The sequence below is a fragment of the Mucilaginibacter calamicampi genome (genome assembly GCF_042676765.1).
GTDB lineage: Bacteria > Bacteroidota > Bacteroidia > Sphingobacteriales > Sphingobacteriaceae > Mucilaginibacter > Mucilaginibacter calamicampi.
Genome location: NZ_JBHTHU010000005.1, coordinates 826,317 through 843,460, shown reverse-complemented (window position 1 = coordinate 843,460; position 17,144 = coordinate 826,317). Strand labels below are relative to the sequence as shown.

Sequence of the window (17,144 nt, the reverse complement as noted above, 5' to 3'; positions counted from 1 at the left end):
AAAAATGATCAAAGACCTCCCCGATAACGAAGTTAAGGATATAGCTGTGGCGGTTGCGCTGGAGGGCGAGAGCATTGAAGCGAAAACCTGGTACGTATACCTGATCAACCTAAAAAAGGAGCCCATTGAAAACGTGCTCATCACATCAAAAGGTTACGGCGAAAAGGATGGTGAGCAGGTAAAAACTTCTGTTTTAAGGCATATGTTCCCGGTGGTTGAGGGCAGTGCTTTTAAAGTGATTGAACCTATTGATGAAGCCACTTTTGGCTTAAATAATGAATATTGGGTAAGCTACTATATTGGCACCCAGATCTTCGATAAAAAATTCATCTTTCTCCCCGAAAGTATTGTTGATTCTAATTTTATAAAGCTGCCGCTGGTTAATAAACCGGGGGTGATGATAATGTAGTTTTCGACTTTAATTCCGTTCTACGATAAACGCTTTTAAATGCTGTGTCAATAAAAAATTCGGCATTATGCGTCTCGCCATCAGCTTTATACATACACACAATCTTGCTCCCTTTTAAACCATAAGTGTCCCCGGATTTTAAGATAGCTTCTACTTTTCCCCAGATTTTTTGCTTGTCTGTATCAGACATTCCAACATATTTTTTATTTGATTGGATAATATCCTGTTTTAGTTGCTTGCGATATTCGTCCATAGTTGTAAAACCTTTAAATTCTAATATCTGAACAGTTTTATGGTTGTAAGTACTATCCAAAAATCTTCTGACTACGCTTTCCGCTTTTTTATGATCAGGCATTTTCATCGTACAAGCAGAAATACCTAATAAACATGCAAGGGCTATTCTTTTCATTAATAATAAGGTCATTAATAAAATGCAACTTACAACATAAATATCAGTTTTAAAATCATTCAACCGATCAAAAATTCCCTTTAAACCATTTTTTTATTTTATTTTGAACCATTGAATTAAACAAGGCAGAATTACCTATAAATGCAGCTTACTCAATTAGAGATAAAGGGTTTTAAAAGTTTTGGCGACAAGATCACCATTAACTTTAACGAGGGCGTTACCGCCATTGTTGGCCCTAACGGCTGCGGCAAATCCAACGTGGTTGATGCTATCCGTTGGGTACTGGGCGAACAGAGCACGCGTGCGCTGCGATCTGAGAAAATGGATAACGTGATCTTTAACGGAACCAAAAGCCGTAAAGCCGCAAACCTTGCCGAAGTTTCGCTCACTTTTGATAATACCAAAAACATTCTCCCTACTGAATATTCGCAGGTTACTTTAACGCGTAAGCTATACCGCAGCGGCGAAAGTGAGTATCGTTTAAATGATGTTCAATGCCGCTTAAAAGACATTACCGATCTGTTTCTGGATACCGGCGTTGGCTCTGATTCTTACGCGATAATTGAGCTGCGAATGATTGAGGAGATCATTTCCAACAAAGAAGGTTCGCGACGCAATTTGTTTGAAGAGGCTTCAGGTATTTCTAAATATAAACTTCGTAAAAAACAAACCTTTAATAAGTTAAAGGACACAGAGGCCGATCTGGAGCGTGTAGAAGATCTATTGTTTGAGATCCAGAAGAACCTGAAGATGCTGGAGAACCAGGCCAAAAAAACAGAACGTTACTACAGGTTAAAAGAAGAATACAAAACACTAAGCGTAAAACTGGCTTCCTTCCGTTTGGCCTCTTTCGCTGAATCATTAAATACCATTGAGGCGCAGGAACTTAAACAGCGCGAAGAAAAGTCAGGCATCACAACACAAATGGATACGTTGGAGGCTGATGTACAAAAGCAAAAGCTGGAAAGTGTTACTAAAGAGAAAAACCTGTCCATCCAACAAAAAGCCACTAATGAGTTTGTCGGAAAGATACGCGCTTACGAGAGCGAGAAAAAGATAAAGAACGAGCAGCTTAAGTTTCAGCAGGATAAAGAAAGCCGTCTGAGTGAAGAGCTTGACCGAGACCGTAAACAGCTGGATCATGTGCTTTATAACATTAAGCGCCTGTCAGAAGAAAAGGCACAGGAAGATGAAAATTTAAAAACAGTAACAGCAAAGGTTGTTGAGTTAAAATCACTTGCTGACGATATCCGTATAGAGCAAACCGCTGCACGCAATGAGTTAAACGAGCTGAATAACATCAATAACAGCCTGCAAAACCAGGTTTACAAGGCAGAAAAGGACATTGACATACTGCAGATACAAGAGCAGGCGCTACAGCAGGAAAGCCAGCGCAATATGGATGATGCCAGCAACAAAACGGTAGAACTATCTCACTTTAATGAGGTAGTAGCCGATTTGGAGCAACGCGCCGAAAAGCTGGAAGCCGAGGTGGCCCATGAAGTTGATCGCGAAACCGCTTTGCAAGAGCAGATAGCCACCACAGACGAAGAGTTAACAACCCTTAAGGAAAGAATAACAACCGAAAGCCGTAAGCTGGATGCCAAGCAGAATGAATATAACCTTACCAAAAGTTTGGTCGACAATCTGGAAGGCTTCCCGGAATCTATCCGGTTTTTAAAGAATAACAGCGATTGGGTAAAGAACGTCCCCCTGTTCAGCGATGTGTTATTTTGTCGTGAACAATATCGCGTTGCCATAGAGAACTACCTTGAGCCGCTAATGAATCACTATGTGGTTGATACGTATGATGACGCAATAAAAGCGGTTAACCTGTTAAGCAGTTCATCGCGAGGCAGGGCGCAATTTTTTATATTAAGTAATTATACTGATGATGCAGAAATAATTCCTTTTAAAGAAGGGGTTAACGGTACACGTATACCGGCTTTGAATGTTACCGAAGTAGAGAAAAAGTATCAGGCACTTTGTAAGCACTTGCTTAAAAATGTTTACCTGGTTAATGATGAGGCAGAGTTAAATAACAGCGTACTACCTGATAGCATAGTGCTGTTGGCGCAAAGCGGCAAATTCAGCAAATCAAAATATACCATGGCGGGTGGTTCAGTAGGTTTATTTGAAGGTAAACGTATCGGCAGGGCAAAGAACCTTGAAAATCTGGCTAAGGATATAAAAAGCCTTGACATCGACCTGTTTGAACTAAAAACACGTGCCAACGACCTTCAAACACGATCGGCCGAATTAAAGGCTGCCGGCAAGGCTGCTCTGGTTAAACAAAGGCAGGAAGAACTTAATCGCTTAACTACCGAATTAATAACGGTTAGAACCCGCCGCGAGCAATACGAAACGTTTATCGAAACCAGCCTGAACCGCAAGGACGACATTGCCAGGCGAGTAGCCGGAATTAAAGAAGAAATGGCCGGCCTGCAACCTTTGCTGGTTGAATTGAAGGAACGTAAGCAAGCGCAAGCCGAATTACTGCTGGACAAGCAAGCGGCGTTCAATGAAGTAAACGAGGCGGTAACCGTACACGCCAACGCGTATAATCAGGAAAATATACGCTTTCATCAGCAGCAGAATAAGGTTTCCGGGTTGGTAAAAGACCTTGAGTATAGAGACACACAACAGGAAAGCCTGGAAGGGCGGATACGCCAGAACAGCGCAGAAATGGAGAAGGTTAAGGAAGCTATACAACAGCATTTACAACATTCAGATCTGTCTGATGATACCTTGCTGGAAATGTACACTCAAAAGGATGATCTGGAAAAAGCTACCCAGGAAGCTGAACGGGAGTACTATGAACTACGGGGAAAAATAACCGAAGCTGAGGAAGTGATAAGCGCCTTGCGACGCAAAAAAGAAAATACTGAGGTTATTGAAGCGGAGCTTAGGGATAAACGGAACAACCTGCGCATTGAGTTAAATGCATTAAAGGAACGCCTTTCGGTAGAGTTTAATATCGATATTCAGGACCTGCCCGAAAATGAAGCAGTGGCTGATGAGGACGAAACAGAACTGCGCGCACGTACGGAAAAGTTAAAAAATCAACTGGATGATTTTGGGGCCATTAACCCCATGGCGGTTGAAGCTTATAATGAGATGAATGAACGTTTTGAGTTTATTCAAAATCAGAAAAAAGACCTTGCAGAAGCTAAAGCCTCCCTCCTGTCAACAATAAAAGAAATTGACGACACAGCCCGCGAGAAATTTATGCAAGCGTTTACAATGGTTCGGGATAATTTTATTCATGTGTTCCGCTCATTGTTTAACGAAGAAGACTCCTGCGACCTGGTGCTGTCTGACCCACACAACCCGCTGGAATCTGATATTGACATCATTGCCAAGCCAAAAGGTAAAAGGCCACTATCTATCAACCAGTTATCAGGCGGTGAGAAAACGCTTACGGCTACTGCTATCCTATTCTCGCTTTACCTGCTTAAACCCGCACCTTTCTGTATTTTCGATGAGGTTGACGCGCCGCTGGATGATACCAATATTGATAAATTCAATAACATCATCCGCAAATTCTCCAGCGATTCGCAGTTCATCATTGTATCACATAATAAAAGAACCATTGCCAGCACCGATATAATTTACGGTGTGACAATGGTTGAACAAGGTATCTCTCGCGTGGTGCCTGTTGATATAAGGCAATTGGCTGATTAATTTATTTTAGCTTCAGCGGCTTATCATAGATCATTCCGCTGAAACCGCCTGCATCCAATGCCTTTGCAGCGTCAACAGATTGCTCTAAAGAGAAAGTGGCCAGTTTGCTATTGCTTAAAACCTGTTGTTGAGGCGCTGAAAACGTGCCATTTTTAACGTAATTTAAAGCTTGCTTAAATAAGGCTTCTTCGGGATCTCCAAAATCACGGCTAACATCATCGGTACCTTTTTTTCCAGGATAAGTTGCAGATTCGGGCTCCATGCCTGTGTAATATCCACCCTGTGCCAGCGAGTTTTTTGTTTCAAACTCAGGGATATACATCTCGTATTTATTGATCCTGATATCAAAAAAGCCAACAGGTTTACCATAAGTAGTTGAACCTATTAGCTTAACGTTTACTACCGGTTTCAAGTTGTTGATAACCAATTCACTGGCTGAGGCGGTGCCGCTGCCAACAATAAAAAATACGTTACTTGTACTGTTAAGATTAAGCGACCCTTTTTTTGAAAAGGGAACGGCATTACCTTCTACTGTATAATCAAACTGCGCGTAATTATATTTCTGGTTGGTGGTAGGGTCGCGGCGTACCTGGTTAGCTAACAACTTCGCCTTGCCGCTGGTTAAAATATTATTAAAATATGTGCTATACATAACCGTATTATTTTTTGCTGCAGGCACTATTAAATTACTTAAATACTCTGCGGTTGACACATAACCACCACCATTATATCGCAGATCAACTACCAGGTCTGTTACTCCATTTGACGAAAAATAATTGAACGCTTCGTCAAGTTTTGCTGTAGCATTAGCGGGAGAAGTAAATGAGGCAAACACAAAATAACCCACCTTATGCCCATTGCCGGTATCAATAATTTTATAATTAATTACCGGGTTTGTGGTGTAACCGCTCGCGTTCAATGTAGTTGTAAAACGCGTAAAATCAGGCCTTTCTAAAACCAATGTTATAGAATTACTGTTGAAAAACGCGTTAGCAACAAATTGCGTACGCGTGCCGCCATTGTCATATGTAATATTACTATTGCCGTTTATTGTGATAACCTTATATCCTCTTTTTATACCTGCTAATCCGGCCGCGGAGCCGGCATAGACATATTTTATCCGCAGATCATCAACAGCTATATATAACGGTGCGAAACCAAAATCAGCTTTTGCTCCACCCAATTCAGTTGAGGTTTCGCCACCATCAATAAAAGAATACTTTGCCTCACCCGGTGAAGACGCATAATATTCATATGGTTTTCCTGTAGCCGGATTGATCTTGTATTGCGACAGGGCATCAACCTCTTTTGCTAAAGCGTTAAGATCGCTGGTACCTGTAAAGCTTCGCGGCTTAAAGGCTGCAGAATCAGGTAAACCATCGTTCCAGTAATAAGCTTCTTTAGCGTAAAGAAAAACCGAATCACGCATCAAATCAAAGGCAGAAGGCTTAACAGCAGGCGCAACCGGAGTTGTAGGGTCCGGTTCAGCTCCGTTTTTCTTGCACGATGTAGCAGCAACCATAATGAATAGCGCTGCAAACGTTAATACTTTCCTCATAAATGTAAGTTAAGATTAATTCTAATTACTTGCTAAAAAGACGTTTACATCTGTGTAATCAATTCCCACAGCTTCGGCACATAAGCTGTCAGAAACAGTTGCACCTATCATCAGTATATCCCGTCTGTTTAAACTATGTTCGTTCATCAATTGTTCCACCGCGTCAGTTTCGGGCTTTGGCCTGCTTTCCTCAGTAAAATAGCAGGTTAAGTATTGCTCCAGGCCGTTCCATTCTATCTGCCTAATTTTATTAAGCTGCTGCTGAGGATTGCCGTTGGTGACAATAAATATCTTTTTACGGTCAACAACAATTTCCTGCAACAGATCTAAAACGTTCCTATAGACTAATAATTTAAGCGGAAGTTTAGCGGTCAATAATAAATGTTGAAAATTTTTCCGGTATTTCTCATTTACACCCAACTTCTCTTTTACCCTATCAAATACAACTTCATTACCTTCCTCTAAATACGTAGACACCATTAAATCGGTTGCCACTTTGGCGTCTATCAGATCGGTATATTCTATTGCGCTTGCAAACAGATAGTAGATCTGGAACAAATAATCCTTTTCAGGATATATAACTTTATCTAATTCAAATATAAATGCGGTTTTTCGTTTATCTATATCGCTATAAGTCATTTTTAACTAATTGTATGTCAATATCATACTCAAAAAACAATTGCAGTGCGGGCTCTAACGCGTTAATTTCGTGCTCGTTTAACACAAACACGGTATTCACATTATTATCCAGGCAAAACGTAAGTATTTGGTGGGGATAGGCCACTGAGTCGGGCCTCGGCAGATTTTTAATCGCACCTGATTTTAGCATTACAACAGGCACATCGTTAAAATCGCCCATAATAATGGGTACGCCGTTCGCGGCATATTCGCTTTTTATTTTATGTGCTTTAGCAGAAAGAGCCTCAGTTATTAAAATATTTGCCATTAAGCTAATTGCGCTATTAAACCATCTTTCATAAAAACTTTACGGTCTGATATATTAGCCAGCTCTTCGTTATGCGTAACGATAATAAAGGTCTGTTCAAACTCTTTACGCAGCTTAACAAAAAGTTCATGCAGTTCGCGCGCGTTGTTTGAGTCAAGATTACCTGATGGTTCATCTGCAAATATCAACGCGGGTTTATTGATCAAAGCCCGGGCAACAGCAACACGTTGCTGCTCCCCTCCCGATAACTGGTTTGGCTTGTGGTTTATCCTGGAGCTAAGGCCCAGCATGTCTAACAATTCCTTTGCGCGGTTTTCTGCTTCTGCCTTGGGCGTACCGGCTATGAATGCCGGGATACAAACATTCTCTAACGCATCAAACTCGGCGAGTAAATGATGAAACTGAAAAATAAAACCTATCTGCCTGTTTCTAAAGTCGCTAAGTTTTTTGTTGTTTAATTTATTAAGCTCTACACCGTTTATAAACAGCTGTCCTGCGTCGGGTGTATCCAGCGTTCCCAAGATATTCAGCAACGTACTTTTACCTGCGCCTGATGCGCCAACAATAGTAACTATCTCGCTTTTGCTTACCTCAATATCAACTCCTTTTAATATTCTGAGCTGTCCGTATGCCTTCTGTATGGCAGTTGCTTTTAACATTGTACAAAGGTAACGCTTATTGTTGTATGTTGTAAGTTCTGAGTTGCAGGTTGTAAGTATCGGGGTATTATAGCTGCTTATATTTCTAAAACTTACACATAAAACATATAACTCAGAACTTATAACATTCAACTTACCTATTGTAACAAGCAAATTATGCAAAAAACGCAATTTTTGTGGCTATAAAATTGTAGATTTACCGCAAAATCCGCTTAAAAACATGAATATTCACGAGTACCAGGGTAAATCCATACTAAAAAGTTTTGGTGTTAGAGTTCAGGAAGGCATAGTTGCCGATACTGTTGAACAGGCCGTAGAAGCAGCTAAAAAGTTAAAAGAAGATTACAACTCAAGCTGGGTTGTGGTTAAGGCTCAGATACATGCAGGTGGCCGTGGTAAAGGCGGAGGCGTAAAGCTTGCTAAAAATCTGGATGAAGTAGCAGAAAAAGCAGGTGCTATTTTAGGCATGCAGCTTGTTACTCCGCAAACAGGGCCGGAAGGCAAACTGGTGAGCAAAGTATTAGTGGCACAGGATGTTTACTATCCCGGCGAAAGTGAAACCAAAGAGTTTTATGTGAGTGTTTTATTAGACAGGGCTGCCGGCCGCAATATTATTATGTATTCAACCGAAGGTGGTATGGATATTGAAGAAGTTGCTGAACACACTCCTCATTTGATATTTAAAGAAGAAGTTGACCCCAAAGTTGGTTTACAAGGTTTCCAAACCCGTAAAATTGCTTTTAACTTAGGTTTATCTGGTGATGCCTTTAAGGATATGACCAAATTTATCGCTGCTTTATATAAAGCTTATGAGGCTACCGATTCATCAATGTTTGAGATCAATCCGGTGTTAAAAACATCTGATAATAAAATATTAGCAGTTGACGCTAAAGTAAACCTTGACGACAACGCATTATACCGCCATGCTGATTTTGCTGCTATGCGCGATACCGCCGAGGAAGACCCTACAGAGGTTGAAGCAGGCAAATCAAACCTTAATTACGTTAAACTGGATGGTAACGTAGGTTGTATGGTTAACGGTGCAGGTTTAGCAATGGCAACAATGGATATTATTAAATTAGCCGGCGGCGAGCCTGCTAACTTCCTTGACGTTGGTGGTACTGCTAACGCGCAAACAGTTAAGGCCGGTTTTAATATCATATTAAGCGATCCGAACGTAAAAGCTATCCTGATCAACATCTTCGGCGGCATTGTACGTTGCGACCGTGTTGCGCAAGGTGTTATAGACGCTTACCAGGAAATAGGAAATATTCCCGTTCCAATCATCGTACGTTTACAAGGAACAAACGCTAAAGAAGCGAAGGAACTAATTGATAACTCAGGACTGAAAGTTTACTCAGCAATATTGTTGAAAGAAGCTGCAGAAAGAGTTAAAGAAGTGTTAGCTCAGTAATCAGGCTATACTTCAATAAAAAAAGCGATGGGTTTAATACTCATCGCTTTTTTTGTTTAATAATATTGTCTACGATGCCGTTGGCCTGTCGCTACTATGCAAATTATGGCTTATCATAAAATGATGCAACTTAGCCCCTATAGCAGATGAATTATCCACTGCATAAGTACCGTAGGCGTCAACTATCAAACCTTTCAGATCATATTTAGGCGAACTTACCGCATAAACAATAGACATGTCAGACGGGTTACTTTGCCCCTCAAAACGGTAAAATTCATCAATTGAAAAATCGTCGGCTGTCATATGTATATCGCGCGATTTATCGTCAACCGTATCACCTTCAATACTAAGATTAGCTGTATATCCTTTTTTCATTAAATCATTAGTGGCATCCACTAAGGTTTCGTAATTTTCCATGGTAAAATAGTTTAAGTAATTTGCGCTTAACGCACATACATTAAACTAAAAACGCGAAGTACTTGTTTGCAACAACAAGCAATTTATAAGCAAAAGGTTAAATGCCGCGGTTGATATCCCAATTTTCAAGGTAATCAGCAACACGCTTAACGAATGATCCGCCTAAGGCACCGTCTACTACCCTATGATCATAGGATAATGAAAGGAACATCATGTGCCTTACTACTACAAAGTCTCCCTCGTGTGTTTCTAATACAGCGGGTTTTTTCTTTATAGCTCCAAGCGCTAAGATGGCTACTTGCGGCTGATTAATAATAGGTGTACCCATCAGATTACCAAACGTACCTACGTTGGTTATAGTGAATGTACCTTCCTTCACATCGTCGGGTTGTAGCTTGTTATTACGTGCCTTTGTGGCCAGGTTATTAACGGCCTTGGTAAGCCCTAAAAGGTTAAGCTCATCTGCCTTTCTTATAACCGGAACTATCAGGTTTCCATTTGGTAAAGCTGTAGCCATGCTGATATTGATAGCGGCTTTGCGTATTATCTGCGTTCCGTTTACAGATGAATTTATAAGCGGGAAGTCTTTTATAGCCTTAACAACCGCCTCAATAAAAATAGGCGTAAAGGTTATTTTCTCTCCTTCGCGCTTTTCAAAGGTATTCTTTATCTTATCCCGCCACATAACCAAGTTAGTAACATCTGCTTCAACAAATGATGTTACGTGCGGTGAAGTATGCTTGCTCATCACCATATGCTCGGCAATAAGCCTGCGCATACGATCCATTTCAATTATTTCGTCTGTACCAGAAAAGGATGCTGCCGGAGCCTGTGCTTCCATTAAAGGCTCTTCCTCTTCGGTATTAACAGCGCTCTCCTCTTTCTTCGACTGAGCCGTTTCTGCCACAGGCTTAACTTCCGGTTTTGCTGCAACCGCCGGTTCCGATTCTGGTTCTGGTTCAGGCTGGGGCTCCGGTTCTGGTTCTGGTTCCGGTTCAACAACTTTCGGCAACTCCACTACGGGGGTTACATCAACCCCTATTTCATAACCCGCAGGCGACGTAGGCGGCGCGTCTGCAGCAACTTTATCTTTGTCTCTTATCCTTAAATAATTTAACAGGTCGTCTTTTGTTAAGCGCCCGTCAGATCCGCTTCCCGGAATGCGGTCAAGCTCCTCCACGCCCACTTTTTCCTGGAAAGCTATATGTTTTACCAATGGCGAATAAAAACGTTGTGGTTCGTTCGGGGAGCGCTGTGGCAGCAAAGTCTGCGCCTGTTCCAACAAATCAGTTCCCGGAATTGACTGCTCTGTTTGCTCTGTGGCCACCGGTTCAGTTATTTCCTGCTCAGGTTGAGGTGCAGATTTCTTTTTAGCGCTGCCAGATTTTGATTGGGGTTCGCTCTCAACAGGTGCGGGTGTTTCTTCCTCCTTCGGCTCGTCTGTTTCAATAATTGCAACAACAGCCCCTACCTGAACTACATCATCAGCCTTGCAAAGCTGTTCAACCAGTGTGCCCGATACCGGGGAAGGCACCTCTGAGTCTACTTTATCGGTTGCTATGTCAATTACCGCATCGTCGGCTTCAATATAATCGCCCGGGTTTTTAACCCACTTAATTATTGTTGCTTCTGCAACACTTTCACCCATCTTTGGCAATAACAGCTCGTATCTGGCCATACAGAAAATATAGTTATGAGGTCAAAATTATAAAAATACCGCATTATTTATCAACATCCTTTAGTAAAGTATTCAACATTGCTAACGCCCCCGCTGCGCTTCTTTCAATGTTTTGCAGCCTTTTGCTGCCGAATGTGAATTTTTTTACCAGTTTTTTTTCAATCGAACCTACTGCTATCCAAACAGTTCCGACGGGTTTATCGGCGCTGCCGCCATCCGGGCCTGCTATACCAGTAACAGCTATAGCAAAATTGGTGTTGAAATTTTTTAATGCGCCGTTAAGCATTTCCTTAACCGTTTCTTCACTCACGGCGCCATAAACATCCAGCGTTTGGCGCTGCACGCCTAAAATTTGCTGCTTTAAAGTATTGCTGTAGGTAACCGCGCCGCCTGCAAATACTTTTGAGGAACCCGCGTGTTGGGTAAGCAAATGTGCAATATATCCGCCGGTACAGCTTTCGGCGACAGAAAGCGTAAGGCCTTTGCTTTCCATTACGTTAAGTACCGCTTTTTCAAGCGTTACATCTTCCGTTGCAACCAAAACATCACTTACGCGTTCGGCAATTTCAGCGGCGAACATATTAATTTCCTGTTCAAGGTTGGCAGTGCCGCCATCATACGCGCTCAGACGCAGCCTTACCTGCCCTAATTTGGGTAAATAAGCTAATTTTACGTGTTCCGGCAGCCTATCTTCAATATCCGCTATGCGGATAGCCAAAAACGATTCGCCTTCGCCTGCGGTAAGCATTGTTTTGTGAATAATTTCGGGAAGTTTGAATGCCGTTTTTAGGCGCGGGATAACCTGTTCATCCATCAGGTACATCATCTCGAATGGTACACCAGGCATAGACACATAGATCTTGCCATCGCTTTCAAACCACATGCCCGGCGCGGTGCCGTTGTGGTTTATTAAAACTTCGCAATTTTGGGGTACCAGCGCCTGGGCCTTATTAATATCTAACATGGGCCGGTTTGACTTTGCAAAAATGCGTGTAACGTTGGCTAAAGTTTCTGCATTTTCAACCAGTGCTACATTAAAGTACTCTGCCAGCGTGTTTTTTGTAATATCATCTTTTGTTGGGCCCAACCCGCCCGTAATTAAAATAATATCGGCTCTCGAGGCTGCTTCGACCAGCGCGTTTAAAATATGCTGACGATCATCAGATACTGATGAGATCTGCTTAATTTTAATTCCGATATTATTTAACTGGCGGGCCATCCAGGCTGAATTAGTATCAACTATCTGACCGATCAGTATTTCATCGCCTATGGTAATAACTTCTGCGCGCATTAGTATCTGTTAAAAAGGCCGTTGCTGGTGTAGTCGCTTCGCTTAGTTAGTTTCAGCGCCTGCAATATATCTGATCGTACCTTCAGCGTAACGTTATATGATTTGTAGTAACCAAAAGGTAGCCAGCTTATTGCAAGGTCCCAACAGTGCAGGTCGCGATATATAGCAAATGATGTTGCACTGCTTAACTTGGCCAACTTTAAATCGTAGTTGGTATTAAATTGCACTTTCCATTTTTGGGTAATGCTAACATCACCATTAACCATAATGGTATTTGCTACTGTTGAACCCGTATAGCTGTTAAAATAGCTAAAGTTGTAATTGAATGTCAGGTTCCACGGAACTTTAAAATCAATGTACGCGCCGGGGTCGCTATTTAACAGTGCAAGTTTATCAGCTTGGTCTGGTGTAGCCCCTAACATATTCTGGCCCGGTGGAAGTTGCTTGTTAGCCGGTTGTTTTAAAGCAGCCGCATTTAAGCTACCTCCTATAGTTAATGAAAAATTTACCAGTGCCGGGAACCTTCCGTCTTGCCAGGTATAACGGTTTACACGGCGTGCAACTCTTACAATCTGGTTATTAGATATTGAGTCGAGAATTTTGGTGCTATATGGGTCAAACGTTCCGCCAAAATTGATATTTACACGATCGTGAATTATGGAGGTATGGCCGGAAAATGTGATATCTGCAAGCTTGAAAGAATCGGCTGCAATGTTATAAAATGTATTAAAGCTTAAACCCTGTAAAAGTATTATCTTCCGGTCGGTTTGCACGCTATCAGTACTTTTGGCCCGCACTTTTGCTTCAATATTATTATCAATACCAATACCCACCCCTGCGGACGTTCCGCCTGCCGGCCCGGCAACTGCCGATCCGTTAAAAATGGAATAACGCCTAGCTATTACCGGATACGGCACAGTGGCATTACTTACCACAACTTTATTGTATGCCCTATTTAACCCCGAATAATCTGGCCGGTAAGAAAAATTAATATTAGGTGTAATAACGTGCCGTATTGCCCTTAGTGATCCGATCTTAAGATTTTTTGTTCCGTAAATTTTTGTACTGAAGCCGCCGCTCAGGGAATAATCCCCGGCACGGGTAAAACCCGGAACCGTATCAGTAATTAACGAATCTGCACGGCCAAAACGTTGCCTGGTTGTTTGAAAAGCCCAATATTCGTTATAGTTAAAGCCGGTATTAAACTGGAAATACTTTAAAACATTTAAACTCAAGCCTACGGGGATTTGATGCGTAACACCGCTACGCATCCGTTTTGTAAGGGTATGTGTAGTAAATAATTCCTTTTCCGGAATATTAGATAAATTATTTGTTGCATTTAAGGTGTAACCTACGGTAATGCGCTGATACCATTTTTGCTCGCCCACACGGTCGCGCTTGTCAAACGGGTTTATGGTTGACATGCTGAACGTAACACGAGGAAAATCAAGATTAACTGTTTTTCTTGTCAGATCCTGATTATGCGCTAAACTAATGTTTAGTGCAAACGGCGTGCCTTGCCATATGCGCGCGTAAGAAATTGACGATTGCAGCTGGTTTTGCGTTAGCGACTGCAAATTATAACCCGTTGTTGCCGGATTATTTTGATAAAAGCTTGATGTACCTGCACTAACGGATGCGCTGAAAGTTCTGCCCGGGTTAGCATTAGGGCTTTGCGAATGGTTCCAGTTGATATGGAAATCTGTAGCAGCAGGGTCTCCTGCCAGGCCGTAATTGTGCGAACCATAACTAAGTGTAAGCCCGCCGTTGTACTTGTATCGCTTCTGATAATTCATGGCGCTGGTTACCTCGTATGACCCATTGGAGTAATACGTTCCGGTAGTGGTAAGGTCCATATAATCATTTATGGCAAAGTAATAACCAAAGCCACGCAGAAAAAAACCCAGCGTAGCATCTTCGCCAAAAGTAGGTAATATAACACCAGAGGTCTTGGTATCAGTTTTAGGAAAAAAGCCAAAAGGCAGACCCAATGGCATAGGCACACCTGCTATCATAAGGTAAGCCGGGCCTGATATGATGCGTTTCTTTTCCATAATACCCCGGGTAATCACAATTCCATAATCGGGGTCCGGTTTATCACAGGCACTAAAAATAACATTATGATATGCCACTTCGGTTTCGCTAATTTTTTTTGCCTGCCCGTGCGATATATAATTGGTTTCCTGTTGGGTTAGCAAGTTCCAGGTCTTTCCCATTTTGGTTTCGTAATTAGACCTTAATGAGTCTGAAGTTATTGGTGCGTCTGAGCCCTGCTTAACAATTGGGCGACCGAAATACCTGCCTGTTACAGGATCATGGGTACCCCGCGCAAATACTATCTTTTTGGTTTTATCAACTTCTATAAAATCGGCATCGAGCGAAAAATCACCGTACTTTAAACGTGCGCCACCATAAAACCGCACGGTATCATTGTTAATAGTAACCGTCGAGTCTTTGGCAGTTGCTTCCAGTTGGTCGGTAAGGCTGCTCGAATCTTTTTTTGTTGTATCGCTTAAACGCAATGTATCGCTAAGCGGTTTAATATTTTCAGGGCTACCCAACGGGATACCCTGCTTCTTGTTCAAAAGCGGATATTTGTCGGTAGACTTAAGGGGGATAATAGTATCTGCTATTGCAGCGTTAATAATAGTACGATGTGTGCGGCCTTCCGCAGCAACCATACCAACCATTAAAATAATTGCAAATAGAAAAAACAGGTTAATAAATTTCAAAATTGATTTCGAATAATATATTTGCAGATATAGTTAACAGCGCTCAAAAATAATGAAAAATAAGGCATTGAAAAGATTGATTTATGCACTACCCCTATTAGGCGCAGGTATTTTATTGTTTTCACCGACGTCAGCCTCTTCTATATTAACACCTTCGGTTAAAAACGACACGGTTATAAATACCGGTTATAAATTAAGAACAATTGTTATTGATGCCGGCCATGGTGTTAAGCCTAATCCGCCAGGACCGGGTAAATTTTCAGTAGGCTCTTCAGGCATTTATTCAACTGAAAGAGGTGTAACGCTTATGGTTGCTCAAAAATTGCAAAAGGCCATAGAAAAAGATATAGAGGGTGTAAATGTAGTTATGACCCGTAAAACCGAAACCGACGTATCATTACAACGCAGGCCGGAAATAGCAAATGAGAATAAAGGAGATTTATTTATTTCTATACACTGCAACGCGCTTCCGAATAAAACAATACGCGAGCGTGTAGGCACTAAAAAAGGCAGGGCTGTTTATAGCACCAGAAGTGTGATAGACAGATCTGGCAAGGGTGTTTTAATGCTGGTGTATGGTTTAAAAAGATCAGGTGAGCAGCAGAAGGAAATTAAAAGCAATCAGGTAAGTCAAATGGACGATGAAGCAGATCCGAATGATCCGATCACCATTATTTTAACAAATGAGTATTTAAGACGTTTTAGACAGAAAAGCATAACCCTTGCAAACATTCTTGCCGATGAATTTGTTAGCGTAGACGGAAGAAGATTAGAGGGAATTAGGGAACAGAGCCTTAATGTTTTGGTACATGCCGCGATGCCCTCGGTTTTGATTGAGATAGGTTATATAACTAATTTAGAAGAAGAGGATTATCTTAACTCCGAAAAAGGACAGGAAGAAATAGTTGCATCAATATTGCGGGCAATTAAAAGCTATAAACTTCAGGTTGAACAAACAGTAATAAGAAATTAAACAACATACTTTGAAAATTTCAAACGAAACCAAAATAGGCGCGCTAACAGCTGTAGCTATCACAATATTGATATTAGGATATAGTTTTCTGAGGGGAAACGACGTATTCTCGAGCTCAAATAAATTTTATGCTATATATCAAAGTGTAGATGGCCTTTCGGTTTCAAAACCGGTATTGGTAAATGGCTTTCCTATAGGGCACGTATCCAAAATGGAACTGGGTCAGTCTGGCCATACTACGGTTGAATTTAAGGTAGACTCAAAATATAACATCCCGGTAAACACAGTTGCCCGCTTGGTAAGTACTGACCTGCTAGGTAGCAAAGCCATTGTTTTTGAATTGGGCGATAGTAAACAATATAAAGAAAATAAAGATACGCTTCAGGCTGATATACAAGGCAGCCTTACAGAAAGTCTTCAACCTATTCAAACCAAAGCCGAAAACCTGATGAATAAGTTAGATTCGTCTTTAGCGGCCATCAACAAAATATTAAATCCAAATTTTCAGCGCAATGTTGATCGTAGCTTTAACAGCATTGCCAACTCTTTGCAAACTTTAGAGGGTACAACTAAAAAAATTGACAATTTAGTTGGCGCGCAAACGGGCCATATTAACGGCATTTTAACCAATACAGAAGATGTAACAGCCAGCTTAAAAGTAAGCGCGGCCAATTTGAATAAGATAACAGGCAATTTCGACCGTTTTAGCACTGATATTGCCAATGGCAACATTAAACAAACGCTTGATAATGCTAATAAGGCTATGGCTGATCTGCAAGCCACTACAGCTAAGATCAATAGTAATAATGGCTCGTTAGGTTTATTATTAAACGACCAGCAGTTGTACCGCAATTTGCAAAGCGCATCTAATAATTTAGATGCCCTGTTTATTGACCTGAAAGCTAATCCAAAACGTTACGTGCACTTCTCTGTGTTTGGCGGCGGAAAGGATAAGTAGGGTTTGGTAGCAAGTA

Annotated in this window: 14 protein-coding genes; 5 read left to right on the top strand and 9 right to left on the bottom strand. The window is 41.5% G+C overall.

Annotated elements, in window-relative coordinates:
- Nucleotides 1–4 precede the first annotated feature (4 nt).
- Nucleotides 5–409 (top strand): hypothetical protein, encoded by a 405-nt coding sequence (locus tag ACFQZS_RS09440; protein WP_377099552.1) that lies wholly within the window; start codon nucleotides 5–7, stop codon nucleotides 407–409.
- Here ACFQZS_RS09440 and ACFQZS_RS09435 read toward each other — a convergent pair.
- Complete coding sequence (locus ACFQZS_RS09435) at nucleotides 381–818, bottom strand: hypothetical protein (RefSeq protein ID WP_377099550.1); 438 nt, start codon at nucleotides 816–818, stop codon at nucleotides 381–383. The two genes, ACFQZS_RS09440 and ACFQZS_RS09435, sit on opposite strands and share 29 nt — an antisense overlap.
- Nucleotides 819–959: 141 nt before the next feature.
- Between ACFQZS_RS09435 and smc the strand changes: the two genes are divergently transcribed.
- Nucleotides 960–4,502: a chromosome segregation protein SMC gene (smc, locus tag ACFQZS_RS09430; protein WP_377099548.1), complete on the top strand. Its 3,543-nt coding sequence runs from the start codon at nucleotides 960–962 to the stop codon at nucleotides 4,500–4,502.
- Between the two features lies 1 nt (nucleotide 4,503).
- Here the strand turns inward: smc and ACFQZS_RS09425 are convergent, their stop codons facing one another.
- The 4 genes from ACFQZS_RS09425 to ACFQZS_RS09410 are packed head-to-tail and all read right to left on the bottom strand — an operon-like array spanning nucleotide 4,504 to nucleotide 7,665.
- Complete coding sequence (locus ACFQZS_RS09425; RefSeq protein WP_377099546.1) at nucleotides 4,504–6,060, bottom strand: S41 family peptidase; 1,557 nt, start codon at nucleotides 6,058–6,060, stop codon at nucleotides 4,504–4,506.
- Nucleotides 6,061–6,081: 21 nt separating this feature from the next.
- Entirely contained in the window at nucleotides 6,082–6,699 is a 618-nt protein-coding gene (locus tag ACFQZS_RS09420; protein WP_377099544.1) for an HAD family hydrolase, read from the bottom strand.
- Nucleotides 6,689–7,006 (bottom strand): hypothetical protein, encoded by a 318-nt coding sequence (locus ACFQZS_RS09415; protein WP_377099542.1) that lies wholly within the window; start codon nucleotides 7,004–7,006, stop codon nucleotides 6,689–6,691. Before ACFQZS_RS09415 ends, ACFQZS_RS09420 begins: the two co-directional genes overlap by 11 nt.
- Nucleotides 7,006–7,665, bottom strand: coding sequence for an ABC transporter ATP-binding protein (locus ACFQZS_RS09410; protein WP_377099541.1), 660 nt, complete (start codon nucleotides 7,663–7,665; stop codon nucleotides 7,006–7,008). The genes ACFQZS_RS09415 and ACFQZS_RS09410 overlap by 1 nt, the downstream gene beginning before the upstream one ends.
- A gap of 220 nt (nucleotides 7,666–7,885) precedes the next feature.
- Here ACFQZS_RS09410 and sucC point away from each other — a divergent pair, with 220 nt between their 5' ends.
- Entirely contained in the window at nucleotides 7,886–9,079 is a 1,194-nt protein-coding gene (gene sucC, locus ACFQZS_RS09405) for an ADP-forming succinate--CoA ligase subunit beta (protein WP_377099539.1), read from the top strand.
- Nucleotides 9,080–9,148: 69 nt separating this feature from the next.
- On the opposite strand, the gene ACFQZS_RS09400 is transcribed toward sucC, so the two are convergent.
- The 4 genes from ACFQZS_RS09400 to ACFQZS_RS09385 all read right to left on the bottom strand — a co-directional run bounded on the left by ACFQZS_RS09400 (nucleotide 9,149) and on the right by ACFQZS_RS09385 (nucleotide 15,197).
- Nucleotides 9,149–9,496 carry a phosphoribosylpyrophosphate synthetase gene (locus ACFQZS_RS09400; protein ID WP_377099537.1) on the bottom strand — a complete coding sequence of 116 codons (348 nt, stop codon included), beginning with the start codon at nucleotides 9,494–9,496 and terminating at the stop codon, nucleotides 9,149–9,151.
- Nucleotides 9,497–9,593: 97 nt separating this feature from the next.
- The gene (locus ACFQZS_RS09395; protein ID WP_377099536.1) at nucleotides 9,594–11,174 is read right to left on the bottom strand and encodes a dihydrolipoamide acetyltransferase family protein; all 1,581 of its coding nucleotides are present in this window, start codon (nucleotides 11,172–11,174) and stop codon (nucleotides 9,594–9,596) included.
- Between the two features lie 43 nt (nucleotides 11,175–11,217).
- Entirely contained in the window at nucleotides 11,218–12,465 is a 1,248-nt protein-coding gene (locus ACFQZS_RS09390; RefSeq protein WP_377099534.1) for a competence/damage-inducible protein A, read from the bottom strand.
- Entirely contained in the window at nucleotides 12,465–15,197 is a 2,733-nt protein-coding gene (locus tag ACFQZS_RS09385; RefSeq protein WP_377099532.1) for a putative LPS assembly protein LptD, read from the bottom strand. The genes ACFQZS_RS09390 and ACFQZS_RS09385 overlap by 1 nt, the downstream gene beginning before the upstream one ends.
- 52 nt (nucleotides 15,198–15,249) lie before the next feature.
- Here ACFQZS_RS09385 and ACFQZS_RS09380 point away from each other — a divergent pair, with 52 nt between their 5' ends.
- On the top strand, nucleotides 15,250–16,170 hold the full coding sequence (locus tag ACFQZS_RS09380) for an N-acetylmuramoyl-L-alanine amidase family protein (RefSeq protein WP_377099530.1): 921 nt from the start codon (nucleotides 15,250–15,252) through the stop codon (nucleotides 16,168–16,170).
- A 10-nt stretch (nucleotides 16,171–16,180) separates the two neighbouring features.
- Nucleotides 16,181–17,128, top strand: a complete 948-nt coding sequence (locus tag ACFQZS_RS09375; RefSeq protein WP_377099528.1) for an MlaD family protein — start codon at nucleotides 16,181–16,183, stop codon at nucleotides 17,126–17,128.
- Nucleotides 17,129–17,144: the final 16 nt, after the last annotated feature.